Annotated in this window: 12 protein-coding genes and 1 pseudogene; 6 read left to right on the top strand and 7 right to left on the bottom strand. The window is 67.2% G+C overall.

The genetic code is table 11. The features are described 5' to 3' along the window. Positions 1 to 9: 9 nt before the first annotated feature. Positions 10 to 708, top strand: coding sequence for an SOS response-associated peptidase family protein (locus tag ACQY8M_RS03230; RefSeq protein ID WP_428669045.1), 699 nt, complete (start codon positions 10 to 12; stop codon positions 706 to 708). A gap of 291 nt (positions 709 to 999) precedes the next feature. Here the strand turns inward: ACQY8M_RS03230 and ACQY8M_RS03225 are convergent, their stop codons facing one another. After that, positions 1000 to 1554 carry a TetR/AcrR family transcriptional regulator gene (locus ACQY8M_RS03225; protein WP_428669044.1) on the bottom strand — a complete coding sequence of 185 codons (555 nt, stop codon included), beginning with the start codon at positions 1552 to 1554 and terminating at the stop codon, positions 1000 to 1002. Between the two features lie 50 nt (positions 1555 to 1604). Between ACQY8M_RS03225 and ACQY8M_RS03220 the strand changes: the two genes are divergently transcribed. Together ACQY8M_RS03220 and ACQY8M_RS03215 are read left to right on the top strand one after the other, a co-directional pair. Continuing rightward, on the top strand, positions 1605 to 2822 hold the full coding sequence (locus ACQY8M_RS03220) for an MFS transporter (RefSeq protein ID WP_428669043.1): 1218 nt from the start codon (positions 1605 to 1607) through the stop codon (positions 2820 to 2822). Positions 2823 to 2831: 9 nt separating this feature from the next. Continuing rightward, positions 2832 to 3581 (top strand): SDR family NAD(P)-dependent oxidoreductase, encoded by a 750-nt coding sequence (locus ACQY8M_RS03215; RefSeq protein WP_428669042.1) that lies wholly within the window; start codon positions 2832 to 2834, stop codon positions 3579 to 3581. Positions 3582 to 3668: 87 nt separating this feature from the next. Here ACQY8M_RS03215 and ACQY8M_RS03210 read toward each other — a convergent pair whose 3' ends face one another. The 4 genes and pseudogenes from ACQY8M_RS03210 to ACQY8M_RS03195 form a co-directional block, all read right to left on the bottom strand. After that, complete coding sequence (locus ACQY8M_RS03210) at positions 3669 to 4481, bottom strand: SDR family NAD(P)-dependent oxidoreductase (RefSeq protein WP_428669041.1); 813 nt, start codon at positions 4479 to 4481, stop codon at positions 3669 to 3671. Then, positions 4478 to 5347 carry a shikimate dehydrogenase family protein gene (locus tag ACQY8M_RS03205; RefSeq protein ID WP_428669040.1) on the bottom strand — a complete coding sequence of 290 codons (870 nt, stop codon included), beginning with the start codon at positions 5345 to 5347 and terminating at the stop codon, positions 4478 to 4480. Before ACQY8M_RS03205 ends, ACQY8M_RS03210 begins: the two co-directional genes overlap by 4 nt. Positions 5348 to 5415: 68 nt before the next feature. Then, positions 5416 to 5898 (bottom strand): peroxiredoxin, encoded by a 483-nt coding sequence (locus ACQY8M_RS03200; protein ID WP_428669039.1) that lies wholly within the window; start codon positions 5896 to 5898, stop codon positions 5416 to 5418. 66 nt (positions 5899 to 5964) lie between these two features. Then, positions 5965 to 6447: pseudogene (locus ACQY8M_RS03195) on the bottom strand (peroxiredoxin). Between the two features lie 165 nt (positions 6448 to 6612). Here ACQY8M_RS03195 and ACQY8M_RS03190 point away from each other — a divergent pair. Both ACQY8M_RS03190 and ACQY8M_RS03185 read left to right on the top strand, forming a co-directional pair. After that, the gene (locus tag ACQY8M_RS03190; protein WP_428669038.1) at positions 6613 to 7212 is read left to right on the top strand and encodes a YqgE/AlgH family protein; all 600 of its coding nucleotides are present in this window, start codon (positions 6613 to 6615) and stop codon (positions 7210 to 7212) included. 261 nt (positions 7213 to 7473) lie between these two features. Then, positions 7474 to 8712 carry an LLM class flavin-dependent oxidoreductase gene (locus ACQY8M_RS03185; RefSeq protein ID WP_428669037.1) on the top strand — a complete coding sequence of 413 codons (1239 nt, stop codon included), beginning with the start codon at positions 7474 to 7476 and terminating at the stop codon, positions 8710 to 8712. 79 nt (positions 8713 to 8791) lie between these two features. Here ACQY8M_RS03185 and ACQY8M_RS03180 read toward each other — a convergent pair whose 3' ends face one another. Beyond that, positions 8792 to 12304 (bottom strand): indolepyruvate ferredoxin oxidoreductase family protein, encoded by a 3513-nt coding sequence (locus tag ACQY8M_RS03180; RefSeq protein ID WP_428669036.1) that lies wholly within the window; start codon positions 12302 to 12304, stop codon positions 8792 to 8794. A gap of 152 nt (positions 12305 to 12456) precedes the next feature. Between ACQY8M_RS03180 and ACQY8M_RS03175 the strand changes: the two genes are divergently transcribed. Then, positions 12457 to 14202, top strand: a complete 1746-nt coding sequence (locus ACQY8M_RS03175) for a patatin-like phospholipase family protein (protein WP_428669035.1) — start codon at positions 12457 to 12459, stop codon at positions 14200 to 14202. A gap of 5 nt (positions 14203 to 14207) precedes the next feature. Here ACQY8M_RS03175 and ACQY8M_RS03170 read toward each other — a convergent pair whose 3' ends face one another. Continuing rightward, positions 14208 to 14690 carry a tetratricopeptide repeat protein gene (locus ACQY8M_RS03170; protein ID WP_428669034.1) on the bottom strand — a complete coding sequence of 161 codons (483 nt, stop codon included), beginning with the start codon at positions 14688 to 14690 and terminating at the stop codon, positions 14208 to 14210. Between the last annotated feature and the right edge of the window lie 30 nt (positions 14691 to 14720).

Below are 14720 nucleotides of genomic sequence, written 5' to 3'. Positions count from 1 at the left end.
CGTCCCGCCATGTGCGGCAAATTCACGGCCTTGGCGTCCTGGAGCGAAGTCGCCGCGTTTTCGCAGCCCCTCACCGAGGGCGGTGGTGGCGACGGGCCTGGCGACGGCAGCAACGACGAAGTCGTCACCTTCCGCGTCGGCAGCTTGCTGCCGGTCATCGTATGGGATGCCGAAGCGGGCCAGCGACGGGTGGTCAAGATGCGCTGGGGATTTCCCGACCCGAAAGACTGGCGGCGCCCACGGCCCATTCACGGGCGGTCCGAGACCATCGATTCGAAGGAGCCGTTCCGCAAGCCCTTCCACGGCGGGCAGCGCGGCATTGTCGTGTTCCGCACGTTCAACGAAGGCGAAGAAGTCACCAAGCCATCCGGCAAGACGGAAACCCGGCAATGGACGATCGACCCGCGCGATGGCCAGCCGCGCGGCTTCGCCTTCGTCTGGAACCGGTTCACGATCCCGGACCTCCCGGTGCCGATGCTGGCGTGCGTCATGGTGACGGTGCCTGCGAACGACCTCATCCGCCGGACGGTCAAGTCCGTGGAGACCGACCCGCGCATGCCGGCAATCCTGGAAGACGACGCATGGCCGATCTGGCTGGGCGAAGACGACTCAACGCCGATGGCTGCCAAGGCCACCCTCAAGACCATGGAAGGCGTGAACTGGCAGGCCGCGCCGGAACCAAAGAAGCCGAGGCCCCGCAAGCCTTGATGTGACTCAGGAGGTTGGGAGCGGCCTGGGGCCAGTCCGTTGGATCAGCGTCCGATCACGCGGGCGACTACGTCTACGGAAAGCTCGCGGGCGCGCTTACCGCGCTGCACACGCTCCAGAGGGATGGAAGGCAAGTGTTCCAGTCAAAGGAGTTCGGCCGCAGCCACCGCCGTGGGGCATTCCCCATGTTACGTGTCTATTTCGTCTGCCAACGACAAGTAATTAGCGATTCTCGTCACAAGTTTATGGTGCTGCCGGTTCGCGAGTTGGCGATGGTGCTTTCCGGGGCACTCAGCCCGGCACGTCCGCCCCCGCCGCCTCGAGCAGCACCCGCGCCGCGTCGCGGGCGGCGCGCGCCACCGTCGGGTCCTTGCGCACGAGGGCGGCGGCGATCGCGCCGTCGACCAGCAGCAGGAGCTGCAGCGACAGGCCGTCGGGGTCGGCGACGCCGGCGCGGACCAGCAGCGCGCGGAACCACTGGCGGCGCACCTCCTTGAAGCGGAGCGCGATCGCGTTGGCGGCGTGCTTCGGGTCCTTGAGCTCGGCGACCGCGTTCACGAAGGCGCAGCCGCGGAAACCCTCCCAGGCGAAGGCGCGTTCGAGGCGGTCGAAGTCGTCGAGGATCTGCTGTGCCGGCGGCTTGTCGGAGGTCGGGATCAGCCTGATGCGGCGCGTAAGGTAGGCCTCGATCAGCGCGTCCTTGCTCGGATAGTGGTTGTAGAGCGTGCGCTTGCTGATCCCGGCCTCGGCCGCCAGCGTGTCGACGCCGACCGCCGTGCCCTGGCCGTAGAACAGCCGGTCCGCCGTCTCGAGGATGCGTTCGGAGGTCGACTTCCGCGCGGTCATGGTACACCGACTTGTATACCTTTCGGGAGAATAGTACACCGGTCTGTGTAATGCCCAACCGGATGATCCTGATTGCCGTCGCCCTGCTGCTCAGCATCGCCATGGGGCTGCGCCAGAGCCTCGGGCTGTTTCTCCAGCCTTTGACCCGCGATCTCTCGCTCGAGGTCGCCGACTTCACCATCGCCATCGCCGTCCAGAACGTCGCCTGGGGCCTGCTCCAGCCGGTCGCCGGAGGGCTCGCCGCCCGGCTCGGATTCCGCTGGCTGATGACGGCGGGGGCGGGCTGCTACATCGCCGGGCTGCTGGTGCTGGCCACCGCGCAGGGCATGATCGGCGTGACGGTCGGGGCGGGCGTGCTGATCGGTGCGGCGCTCGCCTGCACCGCTTCGGCGATGGGACTCGCGGTCGCGGCCCGCGCGGTGCCGGCCCGCATCCGCAGCACCGTGCTCGGGCTGGTGACGGCGGCAGGCTCGCTCGGCTCGGTGATCGCCGCCCCGCTGGGGCAGATCCTGTCCGACGACCACGGCTGGCGCGCGGGCGTCTGGGGCTTCGTGGCGCTGGCCTGCGTGATGCTGCCCGCGGCATGGCTGGCCGGCCGGATCGACAAGGTGCCGCTGCCGCCGCGCGAGGCGGGGGCGGCGGCCGACGACACGGCGCGGGTCGCCTTGCGCGCGGCCTTCACCAACGGCTCGTTCCTGATCATGGCCGGCGCCTATTTCGTCTGCGGCATGCAGCTCGTCTTCCTCACCACGCACCTGCCGTCCTATCTGACGCTGTGCGGCATGGATCCGATGCTGAGCGCCAAGGCACTGGCGGTGATTGCCGCGTTCAACGTGGCCGGCAGCCTGTTCTTCGGCTGGGCGGGCGGGCGCTGGTCCAAGCAGGGGCTGCTTGGCGGGCTCTACATCACGCGCTCGCTCGTGCTGGCGATCTACTTCGCGGCGCCGCCGACACCTGCGGGCACGCTGGTGTTCGCCGCCTGCATGGGCTTCCTGTGGCTCGGCGTCGGGCCGCTGATCTCCGGCGCGGTGGTCGAGATGTTCGGCCTGCGCTGGCAGGCGATGATCCAGGGCGTCGCCTTCATGAGCCACCAGCTCGGCAGCTTCCTCGGCGCGCTCGGCCCCGGCCTGCTGTTCGACCTGATGGGCAACTACGACCTCACCTGGAAGCTCGGCGTCGGGCTCGGCCTCGTGGCCGGCACCTTGCAGATGATCTTCGCGGCACCCAAGCCTCCGTCGCGGCTGGAGCCTCGTCTGAGCGCCGGCTAAACTGGACCGATGCGAGTCTTCCTCATCACCGGTGCGTCCTCCGGCATCGGTGCCGCCGTCGCGCGCGCCGTCGCCGCTCCCGAAACCGCCATCGCGATCCATGCCCGCAAGAACCGCAGCGGCGCGGAGAAGGTGGCGCAGGCCGTCGGCGCGGCCGGCGCGCAGTCGCTGATCGTCGAGGGCGATCTCGCCCGGCCCGGTACCGCGACGCGGCTGGTCGAGGAGACGGTGGCCCGCTTCGGCCATGTCGATGCGATCGTCAGCAATGCGGGCTTCGCCGACCGCCGGCCGATCGGCGAGATCGACCGCACCGGCTGGGATGCCTCGCTCGCCGCCATGACTTCGGCCTTCTTCGAGCTCGCGACCGCGGCAAAGCCGTGGCTGCTCAAGGCGGGCGCGAACGGCCGGCTGGTCGGCGTGTCGTCCTTCGTGGCGCACGCCTTCGCGCGCGGCCTCATGACGTTCCCGGCCTCGGCCGCGGCCAAGGCCGGCATAGAGGCGCTGGCCAAGGCGCTGGCCGCCGACATCGCCTCCTCGGGCGCGACGGTGAACTGCGTCGCACCGGGCTTCGTCGAGAAGGATGCCGACGGTCACGCCGCCGTGCCGCGCGAGCGCATGGCGAAGATCAGCGAGTCGATCCCGATGGGCCGCTACGCCCGGACGGCGGAGATCGCCGCCGTGATCGCCTTCCTCTGCTCGCCGGGCGCGAGCTACATCACCGGCCAGACCATCCACGTCAACGGCGGGCTGACGCTGTAGGCTTCGCTTGTCGTCCTGAGCGTAGCGAAGGACCTCACGCCAGCGACGCGGCCGTGCCTGATCGTTCGGTGAGATCCTTCGCTCCGCTCAGGATGACATGAGGCCCGTCAGCTCGAGGCTGAGCTTGCGCAGCTGGGCGCGGGCCTTCGGATCGTTGGCCTGCGCATTCGGCCGCGCCTCGGTCATCACGTTGAAGTAGAGGCCGCTCCGGCCCTCGAGATTGGGCGAGACGGCGAGCTGCAGGATGGCATCGGCGCCGGTCTCGACGCTGCTCATCGGCGTGGTGCCGGACTGCCGCACCATCGTGGTGTCCATGTAGGTCGAGGGATGCAGGCAGTTCGCGGAGTTTCCGGAGCCCTTCAACTCCTCGGCCAGGTCGATCGTGAACAGGATCTGCGCCAGCTTGCTCTGGCAGTAGGCGCGCGTGCCGCTGTAGCCTTTGGTGAGCATTACGTCGTCGAAGTCGATCGCCTGCTGGCCGGCCGAGGAGACGTTGACGACCCGCGCCGGGGCGCTCGCCTTGACCAGCGGCAGCAGCAGGTGGGTGAGCAGGAAGCCCGCGAGGTAGTTCACCGCGAAGCGCAGCTCGTGGCCGTCGGCGCTCACCTGCCGGCCGGGCGTCGCGCCGACCGAGCCGATGCCGGCGTTGTTGATCAGCAGCGGCAGGCTGTCGGTCGCCGTCTTCACCCTGTCCGCCAGCCGCCGCACCTCGGCAAGCGACGCGAGATCGGCCTGCAGGAAGGTGGCCTTGCCGCCCGCGCTTTCGATCTCGCGCACCAGCGACTGCCCGCGCTCCCGGCTGCGGCCGTGCGCCAGGATGCGCCAGCCGTCGGCCGCCAGCCGCCTGGCCACGACGCGGCCCACGCCGTCGGTCGCGCCGGTGATGAGTGCTGTCTTCATGGGATGGACCTCACCAATTTCACGATGTCGATGCCCTTCGAGTCGATCCCGAACCAGTCGAGATAGAGCGGCACCTGGTGGTCGAGCGTGTGGCGGCCGTGGTGGATGCGCCGTCCGTGCGTGCGGGCGCGCAGCAGCAGCGGCGTGTCGGCCGGGCTCATGATGACGTCGGCGATCAGCACGTCGCTGTCCAGCGTCACCGGATCGAACGGCAGCGGATCGTTGGGCCGCAGGCCGAGCGACGTTGCGTTGACGGCGTAGTGGATGCCCTTGGGCGGCGTGTCGGCGCTGGTCACCGGCACGGTGGGATAGAAGCGCGACAGGCGGGCGAGCGCTGCGTCGGCGCGTTGCTCGTCCAGCTCGCTGACCAGCAGACGGCCGACGCCGGCCTCGCATAGCGCCGCGGCGATCGCCCCGCCGATGCCGCCCAGCCCGACCAGCCAGACGCTGGCGCCGCGCAGCCGGTGACCCATCGCCTCGAGGCCTTGCACGAATCCGAGGCCGTCGACGACATCGCCGATCACCCGGCCGTCTGTATCGCGCTTGACCAGGTTCACGCTGCCCGCCGCCTGGGCGCGCCGCGAGACGCCGCCGAGCAGCGGCACGATCGCCGACTTGTGCGGGAGGGCGACGGTGAAGCCGCCGAGATTGCGCATCCGGCCGAGCGCCTGGACCATCACTTCGAGGAGGCCGGGACCGCCCTCGAACGGCAGCCAGACCGCGTTGGCGCCGGCCGCGGCGAAGACCTGCGGCATGATCCCGGTCAGCCGGAGCTGTCGGATCGGATCGCCGATCGTGCCGTAGAGGCGGGTGGCGCCGTTGACCGGGAACAATCCGGTGAAGACGGGCGGGTCCGGCGAGGCCATGTCTCCCTCCTGAACGAAAACGGCGGGACAAGGGTCCCGCCGCTGTATCGCTGGTCGTGGTGGTACGCTCAGAGGTGCTTCAGCACGTTCTCGGCGGCCGACACCTCGAAGGCGCCGGGCTTTTCGACGAACAGGTCCTTGATCACGCCGTCCTGCACGATCATGGCGTAGCGCTGGCTGCGCACGCCCATACCGTTCTTGGTGAGGTCCATGCTGAGGCCCATGGCGTTGGTGAACTCCGCTCCGCCGTCGCCCAGCATCATCACCTTGTCGCCGGCCTTCTGCTCCTTGCCCCACGCGCCCATCACGAAGGCGTCGTTGACCGAGATGCAGGCGATGGTGTCGACGCCCTTGGCCTTGATCTTGTCGAACTCCGACACGAAGCCCGGCACGTGCTTGGCCGAGCAGGTCGGGGTGAAGGCGCCGGGCAGCGCAAAGGCCACGACCTTCTTGCCCGGCGCGAAAAGCTCTTCGGTGGTGATGGGCTTGGGACCCTCGGGACCCATTCCCCGCAGCGTGGCGTGGGGCACCTTGTCGCCGACCTTGACCATGTTCCTACTCCTCTTGTCTCTCGCGGTTTAGAAATTCCGGCAAGGTCGGCGACGTCCGTCTCCGGACTACAGGTGCTTCAGCACGTTCTCCGCCGTCGACGCCTCGAAAGCGCCCGGCTTCTCGGCGAAGAGCTGCTCGATCTTTCCGTCCTTGACGATCATGGCGTAGCGCTGGCTGCGCACCCCCATGCCGTTCTTGGTCAGGTCCATCGACAGGCCCATCGCCTTGGAGAACTCGCCCGAGCCATCGGCCAGCATCAGGATCTTGTCCCCGACATTCTGGTCCTTGCCCCAGGCACCCATCACGAAGGCGTCATTGACTGAAATGCACGCCACCGTATCTACGCCCTTGCCCTTGATCGCTTCGATGTTGGCCAGAAAACCTGGCACATGCTTGGCACTTCAAGTGGGAGTGAACGCTCCCGGCAGCGCGAACGCCACCACAGTCTTTCCGGGAGCAAAAAGCTCCTCGGTCGTCATCGCTTTCGGACCCTCCGGGCCCATCATCCTCAGCGTCGCGCTGGGGACCTTGTCGCCAACATTGGCCATGTATGTCTCCGCTCCTGGCAGTTAGACGGGCGGACCCTAGGACGAAAGGCCGGTTTATGTCCATCGGCTCGCGCCCCCGGCAGACGTCGTCGTTCGACAGCTATCCCTTTGACCTCCTTGATCTTTGGCCGGACAATCCCCATGGATTCGGGGGAACATAAGCTCATGGCCTCCAACACTCCTGCCGCTACCCTCGTCGGCCGCTTTCTGGTCGCCGCGCCGTCCATGCCGGACGAGCGTTTCCAGAAGAGCGTGGTGCTCGTCTGCAAGCACGACGACGAGGGCGCGCTCGGCATCATCGTCAACAACAAGGTCGACGACCTGCCGCTAGGCCAGGTCTACAAGCAGCTCGGCATCGGCGGGTCGGAGGCCGCGGCACAGCAGCCGGTGCTGTTCGGTGGGCCGGTCGAGACCGCGCGCGGGCTGGTGCTGCATTCGGCCGACTACAAGCGCGACGAGACGATGCTGATCGAGGGCGGGCTGGCACTCACGGCCTCGCTCGAGATCCTGAAGGACATGGCGGGCGGCAGCGGCCCCCGGCAGGCATGGCTGGCGCTCGGCCATTCAGGCTGGTCGCCCGGCCAGCTCGACCGCGAGATGCAGGACAATGCCTGGCTGGTGGTCGATGGCGATCCCGCACTGGTGTTCGATCCCGACCTCGAGGCCAAGTGGCAGCGCGCGCTCGACCGTCTCGGCGGCAAGGGCGGTGGACCGGGCGGCCGGTTCGATCCGGCGTCCTATTCCCATCAGGTGGGACGTGCCTAGTAAGCGCATCGGCACTGCAGTCTGCGACCGCTGATTGCGCTGGCCAATCCACTGGCTTCGAGCCTATAGCGGAGCTGCGCCTCTGCAACCCTCCCTTGGCGGAGGTGCTGCGTACCCGGGACGTCGTTGTTCCCCCCAACCCCATCGGGATCGGCGGCGTCCCGCTCTCGTTCCGGCGATGTCTCTGACCAGCCTGTTGCCGTCGGTGGCGGTTTGACCGAAGTATGCTGCCTGGTTTGACCGCTCGAGCGAGGACTCCTGATGACGCGTATCCGGTTCGGCACATTCCTGGCGCCGCATCACCCGGTCGGCGAGCACCCCACGCTGCAATTTCAGCGCGATCTTGGATTGGCCGAGCATCTCGACAGGCTGGGCTTCGACGAGTTCTGGTGCGGCGAGCACCATTCCTCCGGCTGGGAGATGATCGCCTCGCCCGAGCTTTTCCTGGCCATGGCCGCCGGGCGCACCCAGCGCATCCGCCTTGGCACAGGCGTCGTTTCACTGCCCTACCATCATCCGTTCAACGTCGCGCAGCGCATCGTGCAGCTCGACCACATGACCTTCGGGCGCGTGATCTTCGGCACTGGTCCCGGCGCCCTGCCCTCCGACGCGCGGACCTTCGGCATCGACTACATGCTCCTGCGCGACCGCCAGGACGAAGCAATCGGGATCCTGAGACGGCTCTTCGCCGGCGAGCGCATCACCTACAAGGGTGAGTGGTTCCAGCTCAACGACGCGCAGCTCCAGATTCTGCCTTACCAGGAGGAACTGCCGATGGCGGCCGCTTCCTCGATCAGTCCATCCGGCATGCAGCTTGCCGGAAAGTACGGCATGGGCGTCCTGTCCATCGCCTCGACCTCCCAGGAAGGTCTGCAGGCCCTGCCGACCCAGTGGTCGTTCGCCGAGGAGTCGGCGAAGAAGCATGACCAGAAGGTCGACCGGAAGAACTGGCGTGTGGTGATGGCCTGGCATCTCGCGGAGTCGAAGAAGCAGGCCGAGCAGGAGGCGGTGGACGGCCTTCACCACTGGCACAACGAGTACAATGTCCGCGTTCTGGGCCGGCCCGGTTCGGTCCATGTGGCGGACAAGTGGGAGCTTCTGGCGCGCGTGACCGGCATCGGCAACGCGGTCGGCACGTCGGTCATCGGCACGCCCGACGAGATGGTCAAGACGATCCGCGCGTTGCAGGAGGTTACCGGTGGATTCGGCGTCGTGCTGGGCTTCGCGCACGACTGGGCAAATCGCGAGGCGACACTGCGCTCATGGGAACTGTTTGCGCGCTACGTCGTTCCCGAGATCAACGGACACACCCGCAATCTCAAGGCATCGGCGGAGTATCTGGCGGCAAACAAGGTCGAGCTGATGTCCGGCCTGACCGCCGCGATCGCGGCCAAGGTCCAGGGCAACAAGACCGCCGAGGAAGCCTTCGCGGTCACCCGGCAGAAGATGGCCGTCCAGGCCCAGGTCGGCGCGCGCGAGCCAGACGAGGCCGCGCAATAGAAGGTGTCTCAATCTCCCTCCCTCGAAGACGGAGAGGGAGGGAGACAATCCATCGTCCGCCGGAGCCGACGGCCGGGGCCTACTCCGCCGCGATCTTCTCGGTAGCCGGCGAACGGTAGGCGGCGAGGAGGGAGGCTTCGCGCTCCTTGGCGGCCTTCACGTTCTTCTCCTTGACGTGGCCGAAGCCGCGCATCGTCTCGGGGATGCCGGCGATCTGCACCGCCATGGCGTGGTTGTTCTGGTCGAGCGTGGCCAGCAGCAGGTCGATCGTCGCCTCGTACTCGGCGATCAGGCGTCGCTCCATCTTGCGTTCCTCGGTGTAGCCGAAGACGTCGAGCCCGGTGCCGCGCAGCCGCTTGAAGGCGGCCAGGAAGCGGAAGGCGGTCAGCATCCAGGCGCCGTACTCCTTCTTCTTGAGCTCGCCGGTGGTCGGATCGCGCTCGGCGAACAGCGGCGGCGCAAGATGGAAGGAGAGCTTGTAGTCGCCCTCGAACTGCGCGCCGAGCTTCTTCAGGAACTCACCGTCGGTATAGAGCCGGGCGACCTCATACTCGTCCTTGTAGGCCATCAGCTTGTAGAGCGACTTGGCGACCGCCTCGGCGAGGCCCGAGCGGCCGCGGGCACGTTCCTTCTCGACCACCGACACCCGCTCGATGAAGCGGCTGTAGCGGTCGGCATAGGCCTTGTCCTGGTACGCCGTCAGCAGCTCGACCCGCTTGGCGACGATCTCCTTCAGGGTGCGCGCCACCGTCTTCTCGACCCGCAGCGTCGGCTTGGCGGCCGCCTGCACGGCGGCGAGATTGTGCGCGGCGAGCCGGCCCCAGGCGAAGGTGCGCTTGCTGGTCTCGACGGCGACACCGTTGAGCTCGATCGCACGGTTCAGCGCGTCGAGCGACAGCGGCACCAGCCCCTTCTGCCAGGCATAGCCCAGCATGAAGAGATTGGTCGCGATCGAGTCGCCGAAGATCGCCGTGGCGAGGCCGGTGCCGTCGATGAACGTCGTGGCCTCGTCGCCCGCGGCGTCGCGGATCGACTTCATCATCGACTCGGCGCCGAGATCCATGTCGCCGTTCAGCACGAAGGCCGCGACCGGCTGCATGTAGCCGTTGATCACCGCCTTGGTGATGCCGGGCTCGATGCGCGACAGCGCGGCGGGAGCCGCCGCCACGACCATGTCGCAGCCCAGCACCAGGTTGGCGCCGCCGGCCGCGATGCGCACGGCATGCAGATCCTCCGGGTTCGGCGCGAGCCGGATGTGGCTCATCACCGCGCCGTTCTTCTGCGCGAGGCCGGTGAAGTCGAGCACCGTGCAGCCCTTGCCTTCGAGATGGGCCGCCATGCCGATCAGCGCGCCGACGGTGATCACGCCGGTGCCGCCGATCCCGGTCACGAGGATTCCGTAGGCCTCGTTGAGCGGGCGCAGGGTCGGCATCGGCAGCGACTCGAACGGGTCCTTCTCGACGACCTTGAGCTGCGGACGCTTCGCCTTGGCCGGGGCGCCGCCATGGACGGAGACGAAGCTCGGGCAGAAGCCGTTGAGGCAGGAGAAGTCCTTGTTGCAGTTGCTCTGGTCGATCTGGCGCTTGCGGCCGAGCTCGGTCTCGAGCGGCTTGACCGACACGCAGTTGCTCTTCTCGGAGCAGTCGCCGCAGCCCTCGCAGACCGCGTCGTTGATCACCACGCGCTTGGCCGGATCGGGAAAGGTGCCGCGCTTGCGGCGGCGGCGCTTCTCGGCGGCGCAGGTCTGGTCGTAGACCAGCACGGTGAGGCCGGGGACTTCGCGCAATTCGCGCTGCACGGCATCGAGCTCGTCGCGATGGCGGATGGTGACGCCGTGCGCGAAGCCGGCATTCGGCGGATACTTGCCGGGCTCGTCGGTGACGACGACGACCTTCTTCGCACCCTCGGCCTCGACCTGGCGCGTGATCTCGGGGACCGTCAGCGGGCCGTCGTGCGGCTGGCCGCCGGTCATCGCGACCGCGTCGTTGAACAGGATCTTGTAGGTGATGTTGATGCCGGCGGCGGCGGACTGGCGGATCGCCATCAGGCCGGAGTGATAGTAGGTGCCGTCGCCGAGATTCTGGAAGATGTGCTTCTCCGACGTGAACGGCGCCTGGCCCACCCAGCCCACGCCTTCGCCGCCCATGTGGCTGATCAGCGAGGTGCGCCGGTCCGGCATCCAGATCGCCATGCCGTGGCAACCGATGCCGGCCATCGCCCGGCTGCCCTCGGGCACGCGGGTCGAGGTGTTGTGCGGGCAGCCGGAGCAGAAGAACGGCGTGCGCGCCACCTTGCCCGGCGGCGCGTTCAGGAGCCGCTCCTTGGCTTCGAGGCGGGCCATGCGCTGCTTGAGCTCTGGCGAATCGCCGGTGTGCTTCATCAACCGGTTGGCGATCACCATCGCGACGCCGGTCGGCGACAGCTCGCCCTCGCTCGGGAAGAGGATGCGGTTGTCCTCGTCGGTCTTGCCGATCACCAGCGGCCGGCGGTCGGCCGGCGCGTTGTAGAGGATGCGGACGAGCTGGTCCTCGAGGTTGGAACGCTTTTCCTCGATGACGATGACTTCCTGCAGGCCCTCGGCGAAGCGGCGCGCGCCTTCCGGCTCGAGCGGCCAGGTGACGCCGACCTTGTAGAGCCGGATGCCGAGCGACTTGCAGCGCTCCTCGGAGAGGCCGAGATCCTCCAGAGCCTGGCGGGTGTCGAGATAGGCCTTGCCGGTGGTCATGATGCCGATCCGCGCGCGCGGCGGCTCGATCACCGTGCGGTCGAAGCCGTTGGCGCGCACGAAGGCGCGCACCGCCGCCATCTTCGGCCCGTGCAGGCGCTTCTCGGCCTCGAGCGGCGGGTCGGGATTGCGGATGCCCAGCCCGCCGGCCGGAAGCTGGAAATCGGTCGGCATCATGATCTTGATGCGCTCGGGATCGACCCACACCGAGGCGCCGCTTTCCACGGTCTCGGAGATCGCCTTGAAGCCGATCCAGCAGCCGGTGTAGCGCGACATCGCGAAGCCCAGGATGCCGAAGTCGAGATATTCCTGGACGGTCGCCGGGTTGACGACCGGAATCATCGCCGCGGCGAAGACCTGCTCGCTCTGGTGCGGCAGGGTCGAGGACTGGCAGCCGTGGTCGTCGCCGGCGAGCGCGATCACGCCGCCGTATTGCGAGCTGCCGGCGGCATTGGCGTGCTTCAGCACGTCCATCGACCGGTCGACGCCGGGGCCTTTGCCGTACCAGATTCCGAACACGCCATCGACCGTGGCACTCGGGAAGAGGTTGGTCTGCTGGCTGCCCCACACCGCCGTCGCCGCGAGGTCCTCGTTGAGGCCGGGCTGGAAGTGGATGTTGTTGTCCTTGAGGTAGCGCTTCGCGCCCCATAGCGCGTTGTCGTACATGCCGAGCGGCGAGCCGCGGTAACCCGAGATGAAGCCGCCGGTGTTGAGCCCCGCCTTGAGGTCGCGCTGGCGCTGCATCATCGGCAGGCGGACCAGCGCCTGGATGCCGGTCAGGTAGACCCGGCCCTTGTCGAGCCGGTAGCGGTCCTCCAGCGCATAGTCGCCGAAGACGAGAGGAATGGAGGTGTCGGCGCTGCTCATGGCTCTGGGCCCTCCCGGGGCGGCGGCGTAAACGGGCGTTTATGCCGCAAGCATAGCCCTTCGGACGCCAGGAAGAAGAGGGGAATTTCGCTTTGGCTTTATGCTCGCTATAGTGGTATAGATGAGAAGACTATATCGCTTGAGGGGCAACGATGGCATTTCCAGAAACTCTCAGCCAAGACCAGATCGACAAATACTTTCCGGTGAAGAGCGACCCGCCCGAGGGCATTTTCGAACTCGGCCTGGTGCTCGGAGGAACCGTTTCAGCCGGCGCGTATACCGGCGGCGTGCTCGACTACTTGATCGAAGCCCTCGATGCCTGGCATCGCGCCAAGGAGAAAAAGGATCCAGAGGCGCCGCCGCATCGCGTTGTGCTCACCACGGTCGGTGGCACGTCGGGCGGGGCCATCAATGGCGCTATCCTGCTCCGGGCCGCGGGCCGGGAATTCGACCACGGCCCGAGCCCCGACAATCCCTTCTTCGATGCGTGGACAGGCGGCGTCGACCTCATGAAGCTGCTGGCGACCGATGACGGCAAGTCGGGATTCGATTCTTTGCTAAACACGGGGGCGATCGAGCGGCAAGTCGCCAGCACAATCAAGTGGGAGGGCGGCCGCGAGCTGGGAGAACGCACGTCTCCCAAGCAGCGCGGTTATCTCGGCGATCCGCTGCGCCTGTTCATGATGGTCGGGAATGTCACCGGCGTGCCCTATCGCGTCCCCATGATCAGCGAGAGCGGTTTCGCGCACGACTTGGTGGCGCACGCCGACTATCTGCGCTTTGCCCTTCCCGTGCCCGGTGGCGTGGTGCAGGAGCCGACAACTCGACCCGACGAGCTGAAGCTCGGCAGCGGCGCCGATGCCCACTGGCGCATCGTGGGCGAAGCCGCTCTTGCCACCAGCGCTTTTCCCTTGGCTTTTCGCGGGCGTGACCTCGAGCGTGCACTCGAGGCTACCGGGTACCGCGCCTTCGCCATTCCCGGCGACGACGGCTCGGCGATCGTGCAGCAGCTCGTTCCGGTGTGGGAATCGCTGCCGCTCAAGAAGGGCGACCCGACGTTTGCCGCTTTCGCCAACGTCGACGGCGGCACGTTCAACAATGAGCCGCTCGATGTCGTGCGCCAAGCGATGAATGGAATGAACGGGCGCAATCCACGAAATCCCAAAGAGGCACGGCGCGCAGTCATCCTGGTCGATCCGTTCAGCGACCCCGAAACATTGAGCAATCCCGATTCGAGCAGGCTCACCGCAATGATCGGACCGCTCGTGAGCGCCATGATTCAGCAGCCTCGCTTCAAGCCGGCCGACCTGGCGCTTGCGTGCTCCGAAGAAGTTTACAGCCGGTTCCTCGTGGCGCCCACGCGGTATGGACCGAACGGCAAGATCGTGGGCAAGAAGGCGATTGCGTCGGGCGGGCTGGGCGGCTTTCTCGGCTTCCTGGACTCCAAGCTTCTCGTTCACGACTACATGTTGGGTCGGGCCAATGCCCATTCGTTCGTGAAGCGCCATCTGATGCTGCCGGAGGCTGCCGGCAATCCATTGTTCGACGATCCCTGGTGGACGGAAGCACGGAAGGAGAAGTTCGGGACCCGCGACTCGGCAGGAGAGCGCTACCTGCCCATCATTCCGCTGATGGACGATCTGCGCGACCAAAGTCCGAAACTCCAGGCCTGGCCTGCGCCAACCCCGCTGCCGGCGGGCTTCGAGAAGGCAGTCGAAGCCCGGCTTGACGCCATCTACGCCAAGCTGACGGCTCAGCTCGCCCCAAAGTCATGGTGGCAAAAGGCGGCGATGAACGCCTACCTCTGGATCGGCTGGAAGGCCTATGGCCGATCCGCCTTGCGCGACATTGCCGTCAACGCCTTCAAAAAGGGCTTGAAGGAGCAAGAGCTGGTCTGAGGGGCCTAATTCGTCGGTTTCTTGCCCGCCTTGTAACTAGCGATCGCCGCCTTCAGCGTGCGCTGCTCGACGCAGCCGAACACGCAGAGGGAATCGAGCCGGGCGAGGTGCTGCTCGGCCTGCTTCGGCTGGTCGAGCATCAGATAGGCCTCGCCGATATATTCGTTGGCGCCGAGATGCTTGGGATCGATCGAGAGCGCCTGGGTGTAGTACTGCAGCGAGCCGTTGGGATCGCCCGACTTGCGGGTGGCATAGCCCATCAGGTTGTAGGCGTCGGCGTTCCTGGGCTCCTTCGCCACGACCTGCTGGAGCAGGGGCAGCGCGCCCTTGTAGTCCTTCGCCTCGATCATCGCCTTCGCGCGGCCGAAGGTCGGATCGGCCGCGGGCTTTGCCGCCGGTGCCGAGCTGGAGTCATTGCCCATGCCGAACGCGGTGCCGGACAGAGCCATCGCGAGCGACGCCGCGACGAGGGTGATGGTGGGGCGCATGGGAGTTCCTCCTGTTGGCGGATTGTGTCT

The sequence above is a fragment of the Reyranella sp. genome (assembly GCF_965279465.1).
In the GTDB taxonomy this organism is placed as follows: domain Bacteria; phylum Pseudomonadota; class Alphaproteobacteria; order Reyranellales; family Reyranellaceae; genus Reyranella.
This window is presented reverse-complemented; position numbering and strand designations above follow the sequence as displayed.

What these genes read in the sequence shown, in the direction of transcription:
- ACQY8M_RS03230 (WP_428669045.1), top strand. Translation starts at nt 10, where the DNA reads ATGTGCGGCAAATTCACGGCCTTGGCGTCCTGGAGCGAAGTCGCCGCG.
- ACQY8M_RS03225 (WP_428669044.1), bottom strand. Translation starts at nt 1,554, where the DNA reads ATGACCGCGCGGAAGTCGACCTCCGAACGCATCCTCGAGACGGCGGAC.
- ACQY8M_RS03220 (WP_428669043.1), top strand. Translation starts at nt 1,605, where the DNA reads ATGCCCAACCGGATGATCCTGATTGCCGTCGCCCTGCTGCTCAGCATC.
- ACQY8M_RS03215 (WP_428669042.1), top strand. Translation starts at nt 2,832, where the DNA reads ATGCGAGTCTTCCTCATCACCGGTGCGTCCTCCGGCATCGGTGCCGCC.
- ACQY8M_RS03210 (WP_428669041.1), bottom strand. Translation starts at nt 4,481, where the DNA reads ATGAAGACAGCACTCATCACCGGCGCGACCGACGGCGTGGGCCGCGTC.
- ACQY8M_RS03205 (WP_428669040.1), bottom strand. Translation starts at nt 5,347, where the DNA reads ATGGCCTCGCCGGACCCGCCCGTCTTCACCGGATTGTTCCCGGTCAAC.
- ACQY8M_RS03200 (WP_428669039.1), bottom strand. Translation starts at nt 5,898, where the DNA reads ATGGTCAAGGTCGGCGACAAGGTGCCCCACGCCACGCTGCGGGGAATG.
- ACQY8M_RS03190 (WP_428669038.1), top strand. Translation starts at nt 6,613, where the DNA reads ATGGCCTCCAACACTCCTGCCGCTACCCTCGTCGGCCGCTTTCTGGTC.
- ACQY8M_RS03185 (WP_428669037.1), top strand. Translation starts at nt 7,474, where the DNA reads ATGACGCGTATCCGGTTCGGCACATTCCTGGCGCCGCATCACCCGGTC.
- ACQY8M_RS03180 (WP_428669036.1), bottom strand. Translation starts at nt 12,304, where the DNA reads ATGAGCAGCGCCGACACCTCCATTCCTCTCGTCTTCGGCGACTATGCG.
- ACQY8M_RS03175 (WP_428669035.1), top strand. Translation starts at nt 12,457, where the DNA reads ATGGCATTTCCAGAAACTCTCAGCCAAGACCAGATCGACAAATACTTT.
- ACQY8M_RS03170 (WP_428669034.1), bottom strand. Translation starts at nt 14,690, where the DNA reads ATGCGCCCCACCATCACCCTCGTCGCGGCGTCGCTCGCGATGGCTCTG.